Genomic DNA, 16,339 nt, shown 5'->3' on the forward strand with positions numbered 1-16,339 from the left:
AACCGTCTAAAAATCAAGGAGAGATGAAAGATTTATTTGACAGGATTATAAAAGACAAAGGCCCTTTAGGAAAGTGGGCTAAGCAAGCTGAAGGATACTATGTGTTTCCAAAATTAGAAGGACCTATTTCTAACCGAATGATGTTCAATGGTAAGAAAGTAGTTACCTGGAGTATTAATGACTACTTGGGTTTAGCAAATCATCCTGAAGTATTGAAAGTTGATAGTGAAGCTGCAGCAGAATACGGAATGGCATACCCTATGGGAGCCCGGATGATGTCGGGCCACACAAAATACCATGAACAATTAGAACAAGAATGTGCTGAATTTGTTGGTAAAGAGGCTTCATATTTAGTGAATTTTGGCTACCAAGGAATGGTTTCTGCAATTGATGCATTGGTGTCTAAAAATGATGTCATAGTATATGATATGGACACGCATGCATGTATTATTGATGGTGTTCGTTTACACGCTGGTAAACGATTTGTCTATAAGCACAATGATGTTGAAAGTTTAGAAAAGAACTTACAGCGTGCTGTGAAAATGGCTAATGAAAATAACGGAGGTATTTTGGTTATTTCTGAAGGTGTTTTTGGCATGCGTGGAGAGCAAGGAAAACTTAAAGAGATTGCTGAATTAAAGAAAAAGTACGGCTTTAGATTGCTAGTTGATGATGCACATGGTTTTGGTACACTTGGTGAAGGAGGTAGAGGAACCGGTTATGAACAAGGCGTTCAAGACGATATAGATGTGTATTTTGCAACATTCGCAAAGTCTATGGCAGGTATTGGAGCTTTCTTTGCAGGCGATAAAGAAATAGTTCAATTCTTACAATACAATATGCGTTCGCAAATGTTTGCTAAGTCATTACCTATGCCTATGGTAAAGGGTGCTTTAAAACGTCTAGATATGTTGCGCTCAATGCCAGAGCTAAAAGAAAAACTTTGGGAAAATACCAATGCACTGCAAAACGGACTTAGAGCTGCAGGTTTTGATTTAGGAACTACTCAGACATGTATCACACCTGTGTATTTAAAAGGCGATATCCCTGAGGCAATGGCTATGGTACATGATTTGCGTGAAAATTATGGTGTTTTTTGTTCAATAGTAGTCTATCCAGTAATTCCAAGGGGATTGATCATCTTACGTTTAATTCCTACGGCAACACATACATTGGAGGATGTTAAAGAAACAATAGAAGCTTTCTCAGGAATTAGAACAAAGCTGAGAAGTGGTGTTTATAAAAGAATAGCCGAAGCTATTACCCAATAAGTTAAGAAAAATTATAGATAATGAATTCCAAATTTCTTATTGAGATTTGGAATTTTTCTTTTTAAGGAAATGAAATTCTCGCTTTTGCAGAAATAGAAAAATCTGCAAAATCTTCTTTTAAAAATTTATAGTATCCTACTATACCTATCATCGCTGCATTATCAGTGGTATATTCAAATTTAGGAATATACGTTTTCCATCCATGGCTATTCTCATTTAGTGCTTTTCTGATTCCTGAATTAGCTGATACACCTCCGGCAATGGCAATTCGTTGTATACCAGTTTGCCGAGCGGCTTTTTGAAGTTTCTTTATCAAAATAGTAATAATTGTATATTGAATAGAGGCACAGATATCGTTGAGGTTTTCTTCTATAAATGTTGGATTTTCCTTCGTTCTTTTCTGAATGAAATATAAAATCGATGTCTTCAATCCGCTAAAACTAAAATCAAGTTCGTTTTTTGTTTTTGGAATAGGGAATTCAAATGCCTTTGGATTCCCCAACTGAGCATGTTTATCGATTAATGGCCCTCCGGGATATGCTAACTCTAAAATCTTAGCTGATTTGTCAAAAGCTTCACCCACAGCATCATCTATAGTTTCTCCTAAAATTTCCATATCAAAATGATCATTGACTTTGATCAACTGAGTATGGCCTCCACTAATTGTTAAACAAATAAATGGGAATTCAGGTTTTTGTTGTGCTTTGTCATTAATAAAATGGGCTAAAATATGGGCTTGCATGTGGTTCACAGCAATTAACGGAATATTCAAAGCTAAAGCCATAGATTTAGCAAAAGAAGTGCCTACCAACAAAGAACCCATTAAGCCAGGTCCTCTTGTAAAGGCAATGGCATTTAATTCTTTTTTATCAATTCCTGCTTGCTCAAGAGCCTGCTGCACTACTGGAACAATATGCTGTTGATGTGCCCTTGAAGCCAGTTCAGGTACTACACCTCCGTATTTGGCATGTATTTCTTGATTAGCAACAACATTTGACAATACTTTATCGTTTTGTAAAATAGCTACACTGGTGTCATCGCAAGAAGACTCTATTGCAAGTAAGTATATAGTATTTTTGTTCATTAAAAATGAAAAAAGGCACAAAAATTGTGCTAATAAAATCAGTACTTTTAAAGTTGCAAATCTAAAGAAATAAAGGGATCAAAAGAACGCTCAAAATAACAAAAAGGGTTGTGGTAATTCTATTACTGTTTCTTATTTTGAGCGTAATCTTATTGAGACTTCCATTTATTCAAACCCAACTAGGAAAAATTGCCACTTCTCAACTCAACGATACCTACGATACTAACATTCTGGTAAAGAAAGTGGATCTTTCCTTTTTAGGAAATGTGAAACTTAAAGATATTGACATTAAAGATCATCGTAAAGATTCACTTATTTATATCAAAAACCTTACTACCTCTATATTTAGTTACAAAAATATTCTTGATAATAGTCTTGAGTTGGGAGAAGTGGATATGGATGGTCTAATACTCAATATGATCACTCATAAAGGAGAGGATCAAGATAATTTATCTGTTTTTGTAGATAAGTTTGACGACGGTTCAGAACGAAAACCTGGAACACCACCTTTTTTACTTTCTTCTTCAATGTTAAATCTGAGTGGTGCTAATTTTATTTTATACGATCGTAACAAGCAAGAAATACCAATTGTATTTTATAAAAATATAGAGGGTAGAGTAGAAGATTTTAAGATTGAAGGACCTGTTGTAAAAGGAAATGTTAGGAATGTCGCTCTTATTGATAATAATGGAATTATAGTAAAAGATTTGACTACAGATTTTACCTATACCAAAGAGAATATGTTTTTTAAGAATACTAAGCTTAAAACAGATGGTTCATTGCTCAATGGAGATATTGTTTTTAGTTATAACATTGAGGATCTTTCTGACTTTAACAATAAGGTATTAATTGAAGGTGATTTCACAGAATCAACGATTTCATTAGTAGATCTTCAAAAATTGTACAAAGAGTTTGGTAAAAATGATGTTATAAAGTTTACGGGGAATGTAAAAGGTACATTAAATCATTTTGAAGTGAGTAACTTAGAATTGACTTCAAATAGGAATTCTGTTATCAATGGTGATTTTACTTTTAAAAATGTAGTAAATACAGAAAACGGATTTTCATTAGATGCGAAGATCTATGAGCTTTCTTCTAATTATCAGAATTTAAAATTACTATTACCTAATATTCTTGGTAAGACCTTACCAAGTACCTTTAGTAAGTTTGGCAGATTTTCTATTGCAGGTACTTCTTTTATAACGGAAGAAAGTGTAAATGCCAATATGGTAATGAATAGTGCTTTAGGAAGAACAATATCAGATTTAGAATTGACCAATATTGATGACATTGATAACGCAAAGTATCAAGGTAGAGTAGAATTTATTGATTTAAATTTTGGCAAGATTGTAAACGATTCGCTTATAGGGAAATTGTCATTAACTGCAGATGTAAAAGGTAAGGGATTTACACTTGAAAATTTGGATACGGATATTAAAGGTGAAGTATATAAACATCAATATAAAGGATATACCTATAGCAATATTTTGGTCAATGGCAACTTTGAAAATAAGCGTTTTAATGGAGAATTGATAGCAGATGATGAGAATTTAAAAATGAAATTTAACGGTCTAGCCGACTTATCTTCAGAAGTTTATAGGTTTGATTTTAAAGCGGATGTCGCTCATTCAGAATTTAATAATCTAAACTTATCCAAGAGGGATTCCACAGCCATTTTAAAAGGCAAAATAGATATCAATCTTATTGGAAATACCATTGACAATATATACGGAAGTATCAACTTCAAGGATGCTTCTTACACGAATCAAAACGATTCTTACTTTTTCAAAGACTTTAACGTAAGTTCTACCTATGCAGACACAACCAGGGTAATTACCATAAATTCTACAGATATTGTCAATGGCACCTTAAAAGGCCGTTTTCAATTTGAGCAGTTGGGAAAACTAGCGAAGAATTCTCTAGGTAGTATTTATACTGATTATAAACCTGAGCAAGTGACTTCAGGTCAGTTTTTAGATTTTAATTTTAAGATTTATAACAAAATTGTTGAAGTTTTTTTCCCAGATGTTAAGTTAGGTTCTAATACGTCTATAAAGGGGAAAATTGTGGCTGATACTGAAAAATTTGAATTAACATTCAGATCACCTAAGGTAGAGGCATATAAAAATTTAGCCGAAAATATTCGATTACAAGTTGACAACAAGAATCCTTTATATAATACTTTGTTAAGTATTAATAAGGTCAACACAAAGTACTATAATATTGCTGATTTAAACTTGGTAAACGTTACTTTGAATGACACCTTATTTTTTAGAACAGATTTTTATGGGGGTAAAAGGGCACAGGAAAAATTTGACTTAAGTTTTTACCATACGCTTAATGAAGATAATCGTTCTGTTGTTGGTCTAAAGAAATCAAATATAAAATTTAAAGAAAATAACTGGCAAATAAATCCTACCAACAATAAACAAAATAAAGTTGTTTTTGATGAAAACTTAAGCACGTTTGCTTTTGATAAATTTAATGCCGTTTCTGGTGTTCAAAAGTTAGATTTCGCAGGAGTATTTGCCGGAAGAAATGATAAAGACGTTACACTAAATCTAGAGAATGTAAAGCTAGAAGGTATTACACCTAAAATTGATAGTTTGGCATTAAGAGGTCTAGTTAATGGATCTATTAATTATAAAGAAATTAAAGGAACTCCGGCACCATTAGCCAACCTTGTGATTAATGATTTTTATGTAAATAATTTTAATGAGGGTGATTTGATAGTAAGTGCTCAGGGTGATAAATCATTAAGAAAATATATAGTCAATGCTTCACTTCAAAATGATAAATTAAAAAGTTTTGATGCCAGAGGGGAAATAGATTTTGAAGATAGCCAACCAACCATTATTGCAAATTTTGAATTAGATAAATTTCAGTTGCATCCTTTTAATCCTTTAGGGGAAGGAGTAATCGACAAAATACGAGGTGAAGTTTCAGGTAAGGGAATAGCGACGGGTTTATTGGCAAATCCTGATATAGATGGTGAGTTATTAGTTAAAAAGGGTGGGTTATCAATACCCTATTTAAACGTCAATTATGATTTAATTGGTACCTCAAAAGTAAATTTAAGTAAGCAGCAATTTCAGTTTTTACCAACCACTTTGCTAGATGAAGTGCATGATACCGAGGCTACTTTATCAGGTAGTATATCACATGTTAAATTTCTGGATTGGGCACTAGATTTAAATGTAAAAACAGATAATTTATTAGTCTTAAATACACAAGAACAAGAAGATGTTCCTTATTATGGTAGTATTTTCATTGACGGTGAAGCGAGTATAAAAGGACCAACTGATGGTTTGGTAATTGATGCTACTGCAACTACCAATTCCGGCACGGAATTCATTATTCCTTTAAGTGATGTTACAACTGTTGGTGATTCTAAACTTATTAATTTTATTACCAAAACAAATAAGGGCGAAGACCAAAATCAAGTAGAGGAGATCATCTTTGATGAGGTTAAAGGTCTTACATTGAATATGGATTTAACAGTTACTAAAGATGCGATAGCCGAAATAGTTGTTGATAAAAATACGGGAAGTATCTTAAGGGGAAGTGGAGATGGTTTTATGTCTGTAGCGATAAACACTACTGGTAAGTTTGAGATTTATGGCTCATATGTGGTTGACAATGGAATTTATGAGTTTAGAAATATTGTCAATAAGGATTTTATTGTTCAACCTGGTGGTATTGTAGTTTGGAATGGGAATCCTTTTGATGCGTATTTGAGTAATATCAAAGCTGTATATAGAACAAGAGCAAATCCAGCTGTATTATTAGATAATGTTTCTTCTAGAGAATTAGACATAGATTTAGTTGCAAATATTACAGGGCAGTTATTGAATTCTGATATAGCTTTTGATCTTCAAATACCTAATGCTAGCTCTCAGGTGAATTCTGAATTGGCCTTCAAATTAAGTGATGAAGATAGAAAAATGACACAGTTCTTCTCATTATTGACTACAGGTTCATTTATAAATCTTGATGAGGGTAATTTAAATTTTGATGGTAATGCGGCTTTAACGGGAACTCTATCAGAAAAGATATCAGATGTATTATCTAACATATTAAAAAGTAAAGGTGATATTTTTCAGGTTGGAGTGACATATGATCCAGGACAAAGAGGGAATACCTTAAATTCTGCATTACAAACAGATGATCAGTTAGGTTTGACAGTCTCAGGAAGAATAGGAAAGAAATTGATCTACAACGGTAAAGTTGGAGTGCCTGTAGGCGGTAATACCCAATCAAGCATTGTTGGTGAAGTTGAGTTAGAATTACCCTTAAACCAAGCCGAGACATTTAGAGCTAAGGTTTACAACAGACAAAACGAAGTGCAGTTTACAGTTGCAGATGAAGAAGGGTACACACAAGGTATTGGTTTGTCGTATCGCGTAGATTTTGATAGCGGGAAGGAATTAAAAGAGAAAGTATTTGGCAAAAAAAACACAAAAAAGGGTTCTAAATCTAAAGATTCTCTCAAAGCAAAAAGAAAGCTTCTGAATTTCACTACGGTAAAAAAGGATTCGGTAACGAAACCGTAATTTAATAATCTTTATTTTCAGTTATTTATAGGTGTTTTTATACGATAACGTTTTCGTATAAAAACATCCATTTAATAATCTCTTAAGTTTATAATTTTTATTTTTACAAGTCTAATTAAACCATGAGTAAAGTAATAAAACGAATAGGGCTAATTACCTCTGGAGGTGATGCCCCGGGTATGAATGCTGCAATACGAGCTGTTGTTAGAGCTTGTGCATACTACAAAATAAAATGTGTTGGTTTTTACAGAGGATATCAAGGGATGATTGAAGGTGATTATGTTGAACTTGATGCCCGAAGCGTAAAAAATATTATTGGCAAAGGTGGCACAATACTGAAATCTGCCAGATCTACAGAATTTAGAACAAAGCCAGGTCGTAAAAAAGCCCACGAAAATTTAAAGGAAGCTGAAATAGATGGTCTAATCCTAATTGGAGGAGATGGTACATTTACAGGTGGGGTCGTTTTTGGTAAAGAACATGAAATTCCTTTTATCGGAATTCCTGGGACTATTGATAATGATATTGCCGGTACAACTTCTACTATAGGCTATGACACAGCTTTAAATACTGTGGTAGATGCCATTGATAAAATTAGAGATACTGCCAGTTCTCATAACCGTTTGTTTTTTATTGAAGTTATGGGGCGTGATGCAGGATTTATAGCCTTAAATGCTGGAGTTGGTGCTGGAGCTGAAGAGATCTTAATACCTGAAGAAGACCTTGGGTTAGATAGATTGTTAGAATCGCTTAAACGCAGTAAACGATCTGGTAAAACATCTAGTATAGTAGTAGTATCAGAAGGCGATAAAATTGGCAAGAATGTCTTTGAATTAGCAGAATATGTGAAAGAGAATTTGCCGGATTATGAAGCACGAGTTTCCGTCTTGGGCCATATGCAACGAGGAGGTTCACCTACGTGCTTTGACAGGGTTTTGGCTAGTAAAATGGGAGTAAAGGCTGTTGAAGAATTATTAGATGGCAAATCAAACTCCATGGTTGGATTTGTCAATGGTCGCATTGTAACTTCTGATATTGAGACCGCCATTAAAACCTCACATGAAATAAATAGAGAATTATTAAGAATATCAGATATATTATCAGTATAAAAAAGAATAAAGAATTATGATTAAAATTGGAATAAACGGTTTTGGGCGAATTGGTAGAATCGCATTTAGGTCAGCTATCAAAAGAAGTAATATTCAAATAGTAGCAATAAATGACTTACTAGAAGTTGATTATTTGGCCTATTTATTAAAGTACGATTCAGTGCACGGTCATTTTGAAGGTGACGTAAGCGTAAAGGACGGTAAACTTGTGGTTGATGGGCAGGAGATCCGTGTTACTGCAGAACGTAACCCTGAAGATATTAAATGGGATGCTGTAGGAGCTGATTATGTAATTGAGTCTACGGGTATATTTACTACATTAGATAAGGCTCAACTACATATCAATGGTGGCGCTAAAAAGGTATTTATTTCGGCACCTTCAAAAGATGCACCAATGTTTGTTATGGGTGTGAATCATAAAAGTATGAAAGCGTCAGACACTATAGTGTCAAATGCTTCATGTACTACCAACTGTTTGGCACCTGTAGCCAAAGTACTAAATGATAATTTTGGTATTGCTGATGGATTGATGACTACTGTGCACGCTTCAACAGCAACTCAAAAAACTGTAGATTCTCCTTCAACTAAGAATTGGAGACTAGGTAGATCTGCAATAGGAAACATTATTCCTTCTACTACAGGAGCTGCTAAAGCTGTAGGAAAAGTAATTCCTGAATTAAACGGAAAATTAACAGGTATGGCATTTAGAGTGCCTACTATGGATGTTTCTGTAGTTGATTTAACTGTGAATTTGGCAAAAGCTGCTTCTTATGAAGAGATTTGTAATACTATGAAAGCCGCTTCTGAAGGAGAGCTTAAAGGTATTTTAGGCTATACTGAAGAACAAGTTGTATCTCAAGATTTTGTTGGAGAGCCTCGTACTTCTGTTTTTGATGCCAATGCAGGTATTGCATTAACAGATACCTTTGTAAAGATTATTTCTTGGTATGATAACGAGTATGGTTATTCTACAAAAATTGTTGATTTATTAGAATATTCAGCTTCACTATAACTTTGTTTTAAATAGTAGATTATTTATTACATTTAAATCCTGTTATCTGAAAATGGTAACAGGATTTTTTTTATGGATTATACTATCTTAGTATCTTTTATTGGAGCTACGTCCTTGTTAGCTATTTCACCTGGCCCCGACAATATTTTTGTACTCATACAGAGTATTACTAATGGCGTAAAATATGGCATAGCTACTGTTTTAGGTCTTATAACAGGATGTATTATTCATACGTCTCTAGTGGCTTTTGGTGTTTCTGCTGTTATCAAAGAAAATGAGAATTTGTTTTTAGCCTTAAAAATTTTTGGTGCAATGTATCTTTTGTATTTAGCATACCAAGTTTTTAAAAACGATGTTAAAATTGACTTAGAAACTGAAACAGTGGAAAAGAAAAGTACATTGCAGCTTTTTAAACAGGGTTTCGTAATGAATGTTTTGAACCCTAAAGTGTCTATATTTTTCTTAGCCTTTTTTCCTAGCTTTTTATTTAGTAATACCATAAATACTACGTATCAATTTTTCATCCTAGGTTTTACTTTTATGGGAGTTTCTTTGATGATTTTTTGTTTGATAGCCATAATGGCTGGAGTAATTTCTGAGTACCTAAAGAAGCATAGTGGTGTTGGATATGCCCTAAAATGGCTTCAAATTATTGTTTTTGTTGGGATAGCTCTTTTTATTGTCTTTTCGGATTGACAGACGATGCAACTTTGTATCTTTGAAAATAGATGACTGAAGTTAAAATCATAGAATGCCCAAGAGATGCCATGCAGGGCATCAAAGAATATCATATTTCTGCTAAAGTAAAGGCTACATATATCAACTCCTTGCTAGATGTAGGTTTTAACACCATAGATTTTGGAAGTTTTGTTTCTCCAAAAGCTATCCCCCAAATGAGAGATACAGCTGAGGTACTATCGCTATTGGATTTAGAATCTACAAAAAGTAAATTATTGACAATTGTGGCAAACCTTCGTGGCGCAAATGATGCTGCTCAATTTGATGAAATAAGTTATTTAGGATATCCATTTTCAATATCTGAAAATTTTCAAATGCGTAATACCAGTAAAACAATTGACGAATCTATTTTAGTACTCGATGAAATACTTACCCTTGCAGATAAAACAAATAAAGAGGTTGTGGCTTATTTGTCAATGGGGTTTGGGAATCCATATGGTGATCCATGGAATGTTGATATTGTTGCGAAATGGACTGAAAAACTAGCTTCTATGGGGGTGAAAATTCTCTCTTTATCTGATACTATAGGTAGCTCAACACCAGATATTATTGACTATTTATTTTCAAATTTAATTCCAAAGTATCAGAACATAGAATTTGGTGCACATTTACATACTACTCCAGACAAATGGTTTGAAAAAGTAAATGCTGCTTACAAAGCTGGCTGTTTACGATTTGATGGTGCTATCAAAGGCTTCGGAGGCTGTCCTATGGCTAAAGATGAACTGACTGGCAATATGCCAACAGAAAAATTGGTGGAATATTTTGATGAAAGAGATATTCCTACAGGTATTGACCTTGCCAAATTTAAAATATCCTTTAAGGAATCATCTAAGGTATTTCTGGCACACTAAATTTTATATGAACCCTTATGTCAATTGTGAATTAAATTTTACTTTTGCGAATGCAACAAAAGGTACTTATTCTAGATTTTGGCTCGCAAGTCACTCAGTTGATTGCCAGACGTATCAGAGAGCTTAATATATACTGTGAAATTCATCCTTTCAATAGCTCTAAATTCAACCCAGACGATTTTAAAGCAGTTATTTTATCAGGAAGCCCTTATTCTGTAAATTCAGAGAATGCCCCTAAACCAGATTTGTCAAAAATTAAAGGTGAGAAACCCTTACTCGGTATTTGTTATGGTGCACAATATTTAGTGCATTTTTTTGGTGGTAAAGTAGGTAAATCCAATACTAGAGAATACGGTAGAGCAAAATTGACGTTGATTGATGTAGAATCAAAACTGTTTAATAATATTGATGATGATAGCCAGGTTTGGATGAGCCATTCAGATACTATTATAGAAATACCTTCAAATTATAAGCGCATTGCTAGTACTCATGATGTGATTAATGCTGCTTTTAAAATTGAAGGTGAAGATACTTATGCTATTCAGTTTCATCCCGAAGTTTATCATACCACTCAAGGAGCACAATTATTAAAGAATTTTTTGGTGGATATAGCTAATGTTGAACAAAGCTGGACACCTGATTCTTTTGTAGAAACTACAGTTGCATCATTAAAAGAAAAGTTAGGCAATGATAAAGTGGTGCTGGGACTGTCTGGTGGGGTAGATTCTACAGTAGCAGCTGTTTTGTTAGATAAAGCAATAGGGAGCAACCTATATTGCATTTTTGTGAACAATGGTCTACTACGTAAAAATGAGTTTGAAAATGTATTAGATCAATACAAACACATGGGGCTGAATGTGAAAGGAGTAGATGCTTCGGCACGTTTTTTGAAGGCTCTAGAAGGAATTACAGAACCTGAGCAAAAACGAAAGGGTATTGGTAATACATTTATAGAAGTGTTTGATGATGAGGCGCACAACATACAAGATGTAGTTTGGTTAGGTCAAGGTACCATTTACCCTGATGTAATTGAATCTGTTTCTGTTAGTGGAGGACCTTCGGCAACTATAAAAAGTCACCATAATGTTGGTGGATTACCAGATTTTATGAAGTTGAAAGTTGTAGAACCTTTGAGAATGATTTTTAAAGATGAAGTACGACGCGTTGGCAGATCTTTGGGAATTGATGCATCTTTATTGGGTAGACATCCGTTTCCAGGACCAGGATTAGGTATTCGTATTTTAGGAGATATAACTGAAGAAAAAGTAAGTATGCTACAAGAAGTAGATGCTATTTTTATAGATGGTTTGAAGAAATGGAATTTATATGATGATGTATGGCAGGCAGGGGCAATGTTACTACCGGTAAATTCAGTAGGTGTTATGGGTGATGAGCGCACTTATGAAAAAGTTGTAGCTTTACGAGCAGTTTCATCTACGGATGGTATGACTGCTGATTGGGTAAATTTACCCTATGAATTTTTACAAGAAACATCAAATAAAATTATCAATAATGTAAAAGGAGTGAATAGGGTAGTATACGATATTAGCTCAAAGCCTCCAGCAACTATAGAATGGGAATAAAGAAAATTATAATGAAGAAAATCGTATTACTTTTAGCATTCTTTTTTATAGCTACTTCAGTTACTTTTTCTCAACAGAAAAAGTACATTACGTATGAAGTTCAGCAAGGCGAAACAATACAAAGTATTGCCAGAAAATTGGTCATTACACCATATACCATACTGAAATTAAATCCAGAACTAAAAGACAATCAAAAAATAGAAGAGGGCAACATATTGATTATTCCAAATAAATCGTATAATCCGGCTGCAGAACGTAAGGAATTTGGTGATGATTATGTAGAGAATGGTTTTTTATATCATAAGGTAAAGCCTAAAGAGAATTATTCGAAATTAAAAAGAGAATTTGGAGTCAAAAAGAATGTGTTACGTAAACACAATTCTTTCCTAAGGTATGATAACCTAAAGGCTGGTCAGGTAATAAAATTTCCAGCACCTTCGCGATACCTAAGAGAAGCCGTTAATAAACCTTCCTCTGTAACTACTAAGCCTTATATAGTAAAACAGAAAGAAGCTAAATATGGTATTTCAAAACGTTTTGGTATTTCCATAGAGAAATTAGAAGATTTGAACCCTTCTATAAAAGGTAGAGGTTTACAGTTAGGTGAAGTCATAGTTGTTCCTGATACAGATGAAATTCCTAATGAAGAAGAAGGATTTACCATGCATAGGGTAGAAAAAGGCGAAACTATTTTCAGTCTAGGCAAGCAATTTGAAATTACTGAAGAATACCTTATTACAAACAATCCTGACTTGAAAGATGGCCTAAAGGAAGGTATGATCATTAGGATTCCATTGGTAGAAGAAGATACATCTACTATAGTTTTTGAGCCAATGATACTTCCTGGTAAGGAGTTGAGAGTAGCCATGATGCTTCCGCTCATGAGTAATAAGCCAAGAATAGATTTTAAGAAAAGTAGAACTAGTGATATAGCCACCGATTTTTACTTAGGCGCTATGCTAGCATTAGAAATAGCAAAAAAACAAGGTCTCTCAGTTTCATTGAAAGTGTATGATACTCAAAATAGTAAGACTAAAGTGAGTAGCCTATTAACAGGTAGAGATTTCGATAGTACGGATGTTATTATTGGTCCGCTTTTTTATAATAATGTTGAGTTTGTATCAAAGGTTTTTGCCACTAAAAATATTCCTATCGTTTCTCCATTATCGCAAAAAGATCATTCTGTAATAAATAATGACTATTTGATTCAATCAACAGCAAGTGAATCAAATATGGAAGATGCTGTTTTAAACTATATAAAAGCTTCTTATAAAGGACAACAATTTTTAGTGGTGACAGATACCATTAAGACTTCTTTACCAAGAGTTAACAAAACATTGAATGTTCTTAAGAAACTAGATTCTTTAAGAGAGATTACGGTTCTAAAACCAAAAAAGGGTTATATAAGTCCTGAACTTTTTAAGGAAAACATTTCAGAAAAAGAAGAAAATATAATTGTCTTGATCAGTAATGACCCTATTGTTACAACAGATGTTGTTCAAAATTTAGGAGTATTACCAGAAAAAGTAAAAGCAACGTTGTTTTCAATGAATAAAGGAAATAATTTTAAGGATGTAAGCAATAATAGTTTGGCTCATGTAAACTTTCATTACCCCACTGTTAGTTATATTAATCAAGAAGATAGTAAGGTAAAAGAATTTATTCAGCTTTTTAAAGCCAAGAATTATGTTGATCCTTCTGAATATGCATTTAGAGGTTTTGATGTAACATATGACGCATTAATGCGTTTTGGCACATATCCAGAAACAACCAAAGCTTTAACAAAAGGCTATTTGGAAGGAACAAGCAGCTTATTTAAATATGCTAAGGGTACACATGGTTATGTAAACCAGGGTGTATATTTAATGAAATATGATGGTCTTAACATTATACCTGTTGATAATCTTGAAAAAGAAGAAATAGCCGGAGCAGAATAAAAGTTAAGAAGCTACACTACTTTTAATAAGGTTATTTTCAACTAAATACTCAGCTATTTGAACAGCATTGGTTGCGGCTCCTTTACGAAGATTGTCTGAAACAATCCACATATTTAGTGTTTTAGGCTGCGACAGATCACGACGGATTCTACCCACAAAAACATCATCTTTACCTTCTGCATAAATAGGCATTGGGTAAGTATTCGTATCTGTATTGTCTTGAACGGTAACCCCAGAAGTTTCACTTAATAATTGGCGAACTTCAGACTCATCAAAATCATTTTCAAATTCAATATTTACACTTTCGCTATGCCCTCCAACAACAGGAATTCTAACAGCTGTAGCTGTAATAGCTATGGATTTATCATCTAATATTTTCTGTGTTTCACGAACCAACTTGAGTTCTTCTTTGGTATATCCGTTACTTTCAAATACATCACAATGAGGAATGACATTTCTATGAATTGGGTAAGGATAAGCCATATCTCCTTTTTCATTATTATATTCATTCTCTAACTGCTGCACTGCTTTTACGCCTGTGCCTGTTATGGATTGATAGGTAGAAATAACCAATCTTTTAATATCATATTTTTGATGTAATGGTGCTAGAGCAACAACCATCTGAATAGTAGAACAGTTGGGGTTAGCAATAATAAGATCATTTTCTGTAAGAACAGAAGCATTAATCTCTGGTACCACCAATTTTTTGGTTGGATCCATTCTCCATGCAGATGAATTATCAATGACTATAGTGCCAACTTCGGCAAATTTAGGCGCCCATTCTAAGGAAGTACTACCACCCGCGGAAAAAATAGCAATATCTAAATGCATATCTACTGCGGTTTGCAATCCAACAATTGTATAATGCTCTCCTTTGAATGCAACTTGTTTCCCTACTGATCTTTCAGAGGCAACAGGTACTAATTCAGTAATAGGAAAATTTCTTTCCTTTAATACTTTTAACATTACGGTTCCTACCATTCCTGTTGCTCCAACTACTGCTACTCTCATAATATTATTTTTAATAATGTATTCGCAAAGGTCATAAAAAAGACACAATAGCAAACAAATTCGTCAATAAAAATGTTCTAAAGTTAAATATGTATCAAAATTATTACTTTTGCTGAAATTTATAACATTCTTTTAAACTTAAAATTAGTATAGCATGCAACTGTACAATACCTTAAGTGCAAAGGAAAGAGCAGCGTTAATTGAAGAAGCAGGCCAGCAACGATTAACATTGTCTTTCTATCAGTACGCCAAAATTGGAAATCCACAATTATTTAGAAATCATTTATTTGTTACCTGGAACGAGCTTGATGTTCTTGGCAGAATTTATGTAGCCCATGAAGGTATAAATGGACAATTATCGGTTCCTGCAGAAAACTTCAGTGCTTTTAAAGAGCATTTAGATAGTATATCATTCTTAAAAGATATACGATTGAACATTGCTGTTGAGCAAGATAATATGTCGTTTTTAAAATTGAAGGTTAAAGTCCGCCATAAGATTGTAGCAGATGGTTTGAATGATGACACGTTTGATGTTACCAATAAAGGAGTTCATTTAAAAGCTCAGGAGTTCAACCAATTACTTGAGGATCCTAATACCATCTGTGTAGATATGCGTAATCATTACGAAAGTGAAATAGGTCATTTTGATGGAGCAATTACGCCTGATGTAGACACATTTAGAGATTCATTAGATATTATCGAAGAAGATTTAAAAGAATATAAAGAAGACAAAAATCTCTTAATGTATTGTACTGGAGGTATTCGTTGTGAAAAAGCTAGTGCTTACTATAAGCATAAAGGGTTTAAAAAGGTGTATCAGTTAGAAGGAGGTATTATTGAATATATGCGTCAGGTCAAGGCTAAGGATCTAGAAAATAAATTTATTGGTAAAAATTTTGTGTTTGATCACCGTAGAGCTGAACGAATTTCTGATGATGTAATTGCCAATTGTCATCAATGCGGAAACCCTTGCGATACTCATGTGAATTGTGAGAATGAAGCTTGTCATTTGTTATTCATTCAATGTAATGAGTGCAAAGAAAAAATGCAAGGATGCTGCTCAGCAGATTGTCAAGAGATCTTTAATCTTCCATTTGAAGAACAAAAAAGACTCCGAAAAGGAAAACACAATAGCAATAAGATATTTAAGAAAGGACGCTCAGAAGTATTGAAATTCAAAAAGTAGT

At 33.6% G+C, this 16,339-nt stretch carries 11 protein-coding genes; 9 read left to right on the plus strand and 2 right to left on the minus strand.

Annotated elements, in window-relative coordinates:
• Window positions 1–23 precede the first annotated feature (23 nt).
• On the plus strand, window positions 24–1,271 hold the full coding sequence (gene capB / locus AC1EU5_RS13545; protein WP_480192942.1) for a cysteate-C-fatty acyltransferase: 1,248 nt from the start codon (window positions 24–26) through the stop codon (window positions 1,269–1,271).
• Between the two features lie 61 nt (window positions 1,272–1,332).
• Here the strand turns inward: capB and tsaD are convergent, their stop codons facing one another.
• A complete protein-coding gene (gene tsaD, locus AC1EU5_RS13550; RefSeq protein WP_480192943.1) occupies window positions 1,333–2,355 on the minus strand; it encodes a tRNA (adenosine(37)-N6)-threonylcarbamoyltransferase complex transferase subunit TsaD in 1,023 nt (340 codons plus the stop codon).
• Between the two features lie 137 nt (window positions 2,356–2,492).
• On the opposite strand from tsaD, the gene AC1EU5_RS13555 reads away from it, so the two are divergent.
• From AC1EU5_RS13555 to AC1EU5_RS13585, 7 genes are all read left to right on the plus strand, one after another.
• Window positions 2,493–6,908, plus strand: a complete 4,416-nt coding sequence (locus AC1EU5_RS13555; protein WP_480192944.1) for a translocation/assembly module TamB domain-containing protein — start codon at window positions 2,493–2,495, stop codon at window positions 6,906–6,908.
• Window positions 6,909–7,030: 122 nt separating this feature from the next.
• A complete protein-coding gene (gene pfkA, locus AC1EU5_RS13560; RefSeq protein WP_480192945.1) occupies window positions 7,031–8,017 on the plus strand; it encodes a 6-phosphofructokinase in 987 nt (328 codons plus the stop codon).
• Window positions 8,018–8,033: 16 nt separating this feature from the next.
• Window positions 8,034–9,029, plus strand: coding sequence for a type I glyceraldehyde-3-phosphate dehydrogenase (gene gap / locus AC1EU5_RS13565; RefSeq protein ID WP_480192946.1), 996 nt, complete (start codon window positions 8,034–8,036; stop codon window positions 9,027–9,029).
• 72 nt (window positions 9,030–9,101) lie between these two features.
• Entirely contained in the window at window positions 9,102–9,725 is a 624-nt protein-coding gene (locus AC1EU5_RS13570) for a LysE family translocator (RefSeq protein ID WP_480192947.1), read from the plus strand.
• Window positions 9,726–9,757: 32 nt separating this feature from the next.
• A complete protein-coding gene (locus tag AC1EU5_RS13575; RefSeq protein ID WP_480192948.1) occupies window positions 9,758–10,621 on the plus strand; it encodes a hydroxymethylglutaryl-CoA lyase in 864 nt (287 codons plus the stop codon).
• A 50-nt stretch (window positions 10,622–10,671) separates the two neighbouring features.
• Window positions 10,672–12,204 carry a glutamine-hydrolyzing GMP synthase gene (gene guaA / locus AC1EU5_RS13580; protein WP_480192949.1) on the plus strand — a complete coding sequence of 511 codons (1,533 nt, stop codon included), beginning with the start codon at window positions 10,672–10,674 and terminating at the stop codon, window positions 12,202–12,204.
• A gap of 11 nt (window positions 12,205–12,215) precedes the next feature.
• Window positions 12,216–14,141: a LysM peptidoglycan-binding domain-containing protein gene (locus AC1EU5_RS13585; RefSeq protein WP_480192950.1), complete on the plus strand. Its 1,926-nt coding sequence runs from the start codon at window positions 12,216–12,218 to the stop codon at window positions 14,139–14,141.
• 3 nt (window positions 14,142–14,144) lie between these two features.
• Here AC1EU5_RS13585 and AC1EU5_RS13590 read toward each other — a convergent pair whose 3' ends face one another.
• Window positions 14,145–15,152, minus strand: coding sequence for an aspartate-semialdehyde dehydrogenase (locus AC1EU5_RS13590; protein WP_480192951.1), 1,008 nt, complete (start codon window positions 15,150–15,152; stop codon window positions 14,145–14,147).
• Window positions 15,153–15,306: 154 nt separating this feature from the next.
• On the opposite strand from AC1EU5_RS13590, the gene trhO reads away from it, so the two are divergent.
• A complete protein-coding gene (trhO, locus tag AC1EU5_RS13595) occupies window positions 15,307–16,338 on the plus strand; it encodes an oxygen-dependent tRNA uridine(34) hydroxylase TrhO (protein ID WP_480192952.1) in 1,032 nt (343 codons plus the stop codon).
• The last annotated feature ends 1 nt before the right edge of the window (window position 16,339 follow it).

This window comes from Maritimimonas sp. 2405UD52-3 (assembly GCF_056591715.1).

What these genes read in the sequence shown, in the direction of transcription:
- capB (WP_480192942.1), top strand. Translation starts at nt 24, where the DNA reads ATGAAAGATTTATTTGACAGGATTATAAAAGACAAAGGCCCTTTAGGA.
- gap (WP_480192946.1), top strand. Translation starts at nt 8,034, where the DNA reads ATGATTAAAATTGGAATAAACGGTTTTGGGCGAATTGGTAGAATCGCA.
- AC1EU5_RS13590 (WP_480192951.1), bottom strand. Translation starts at nt 15,152, where the DNA reads ATGAGAGTAGCAGTAGTTGGAGCAACAGGAATGGTAGGAACCGTAATG.
- AC1EU5_RS13585 (WP_480192950.1), top strand. Translation starts at nt 12,216, where the DNA reads ATGAAGAAAATCGTATTACTTTTAGCATTCTTTTTTATAGCTACTTCA.
- AC1EU5_RS13570 (WP_480192947.1), top strand. Translation starts at nt 9,102, where the DNA reads ATGGATTATACTATCTTAGTATCTTTTATTGGAGCTACGTCCTTGTTA.
- AC1EU5_RS13575 (WP_480192948.1), top strand. Translation starts at nt 9,758, where the DNA reads ATGACTGAAGTTAAAATCATAGAATGCCCAAGAGATGCCATGCAGGGC.
- trhO (WP_480192952.1), top strand. Translation starts at nt 15,307, where the DNA reads ATGCAACTGTACAATACCTTAAGTGCAAAGGAAAGAGCAGCGTTAATT.
- pfkA (WP_480192945.1), top strand. Translation starts at nt 7,031, where the DNA reads ATGAGTAAAGTAATAAAACGAATAGGGCTAATTACCTCTGGAGGTGAT.
- guaA (WP_480192949.1), top strand. Translation starts at nt 10,672, where the DNA reads ATGCAACAAAAGGTACTTATTCTAGATTTTGGCTCGCAAGTCACTCAG.
- tsaD (WP_480192943.1), bottom strand. Translation starts at nt 2,355, where the DNA reads ATGAACAAAAATACTATATACTTACTTGCAATAGAGTCTTCTTGCGAT.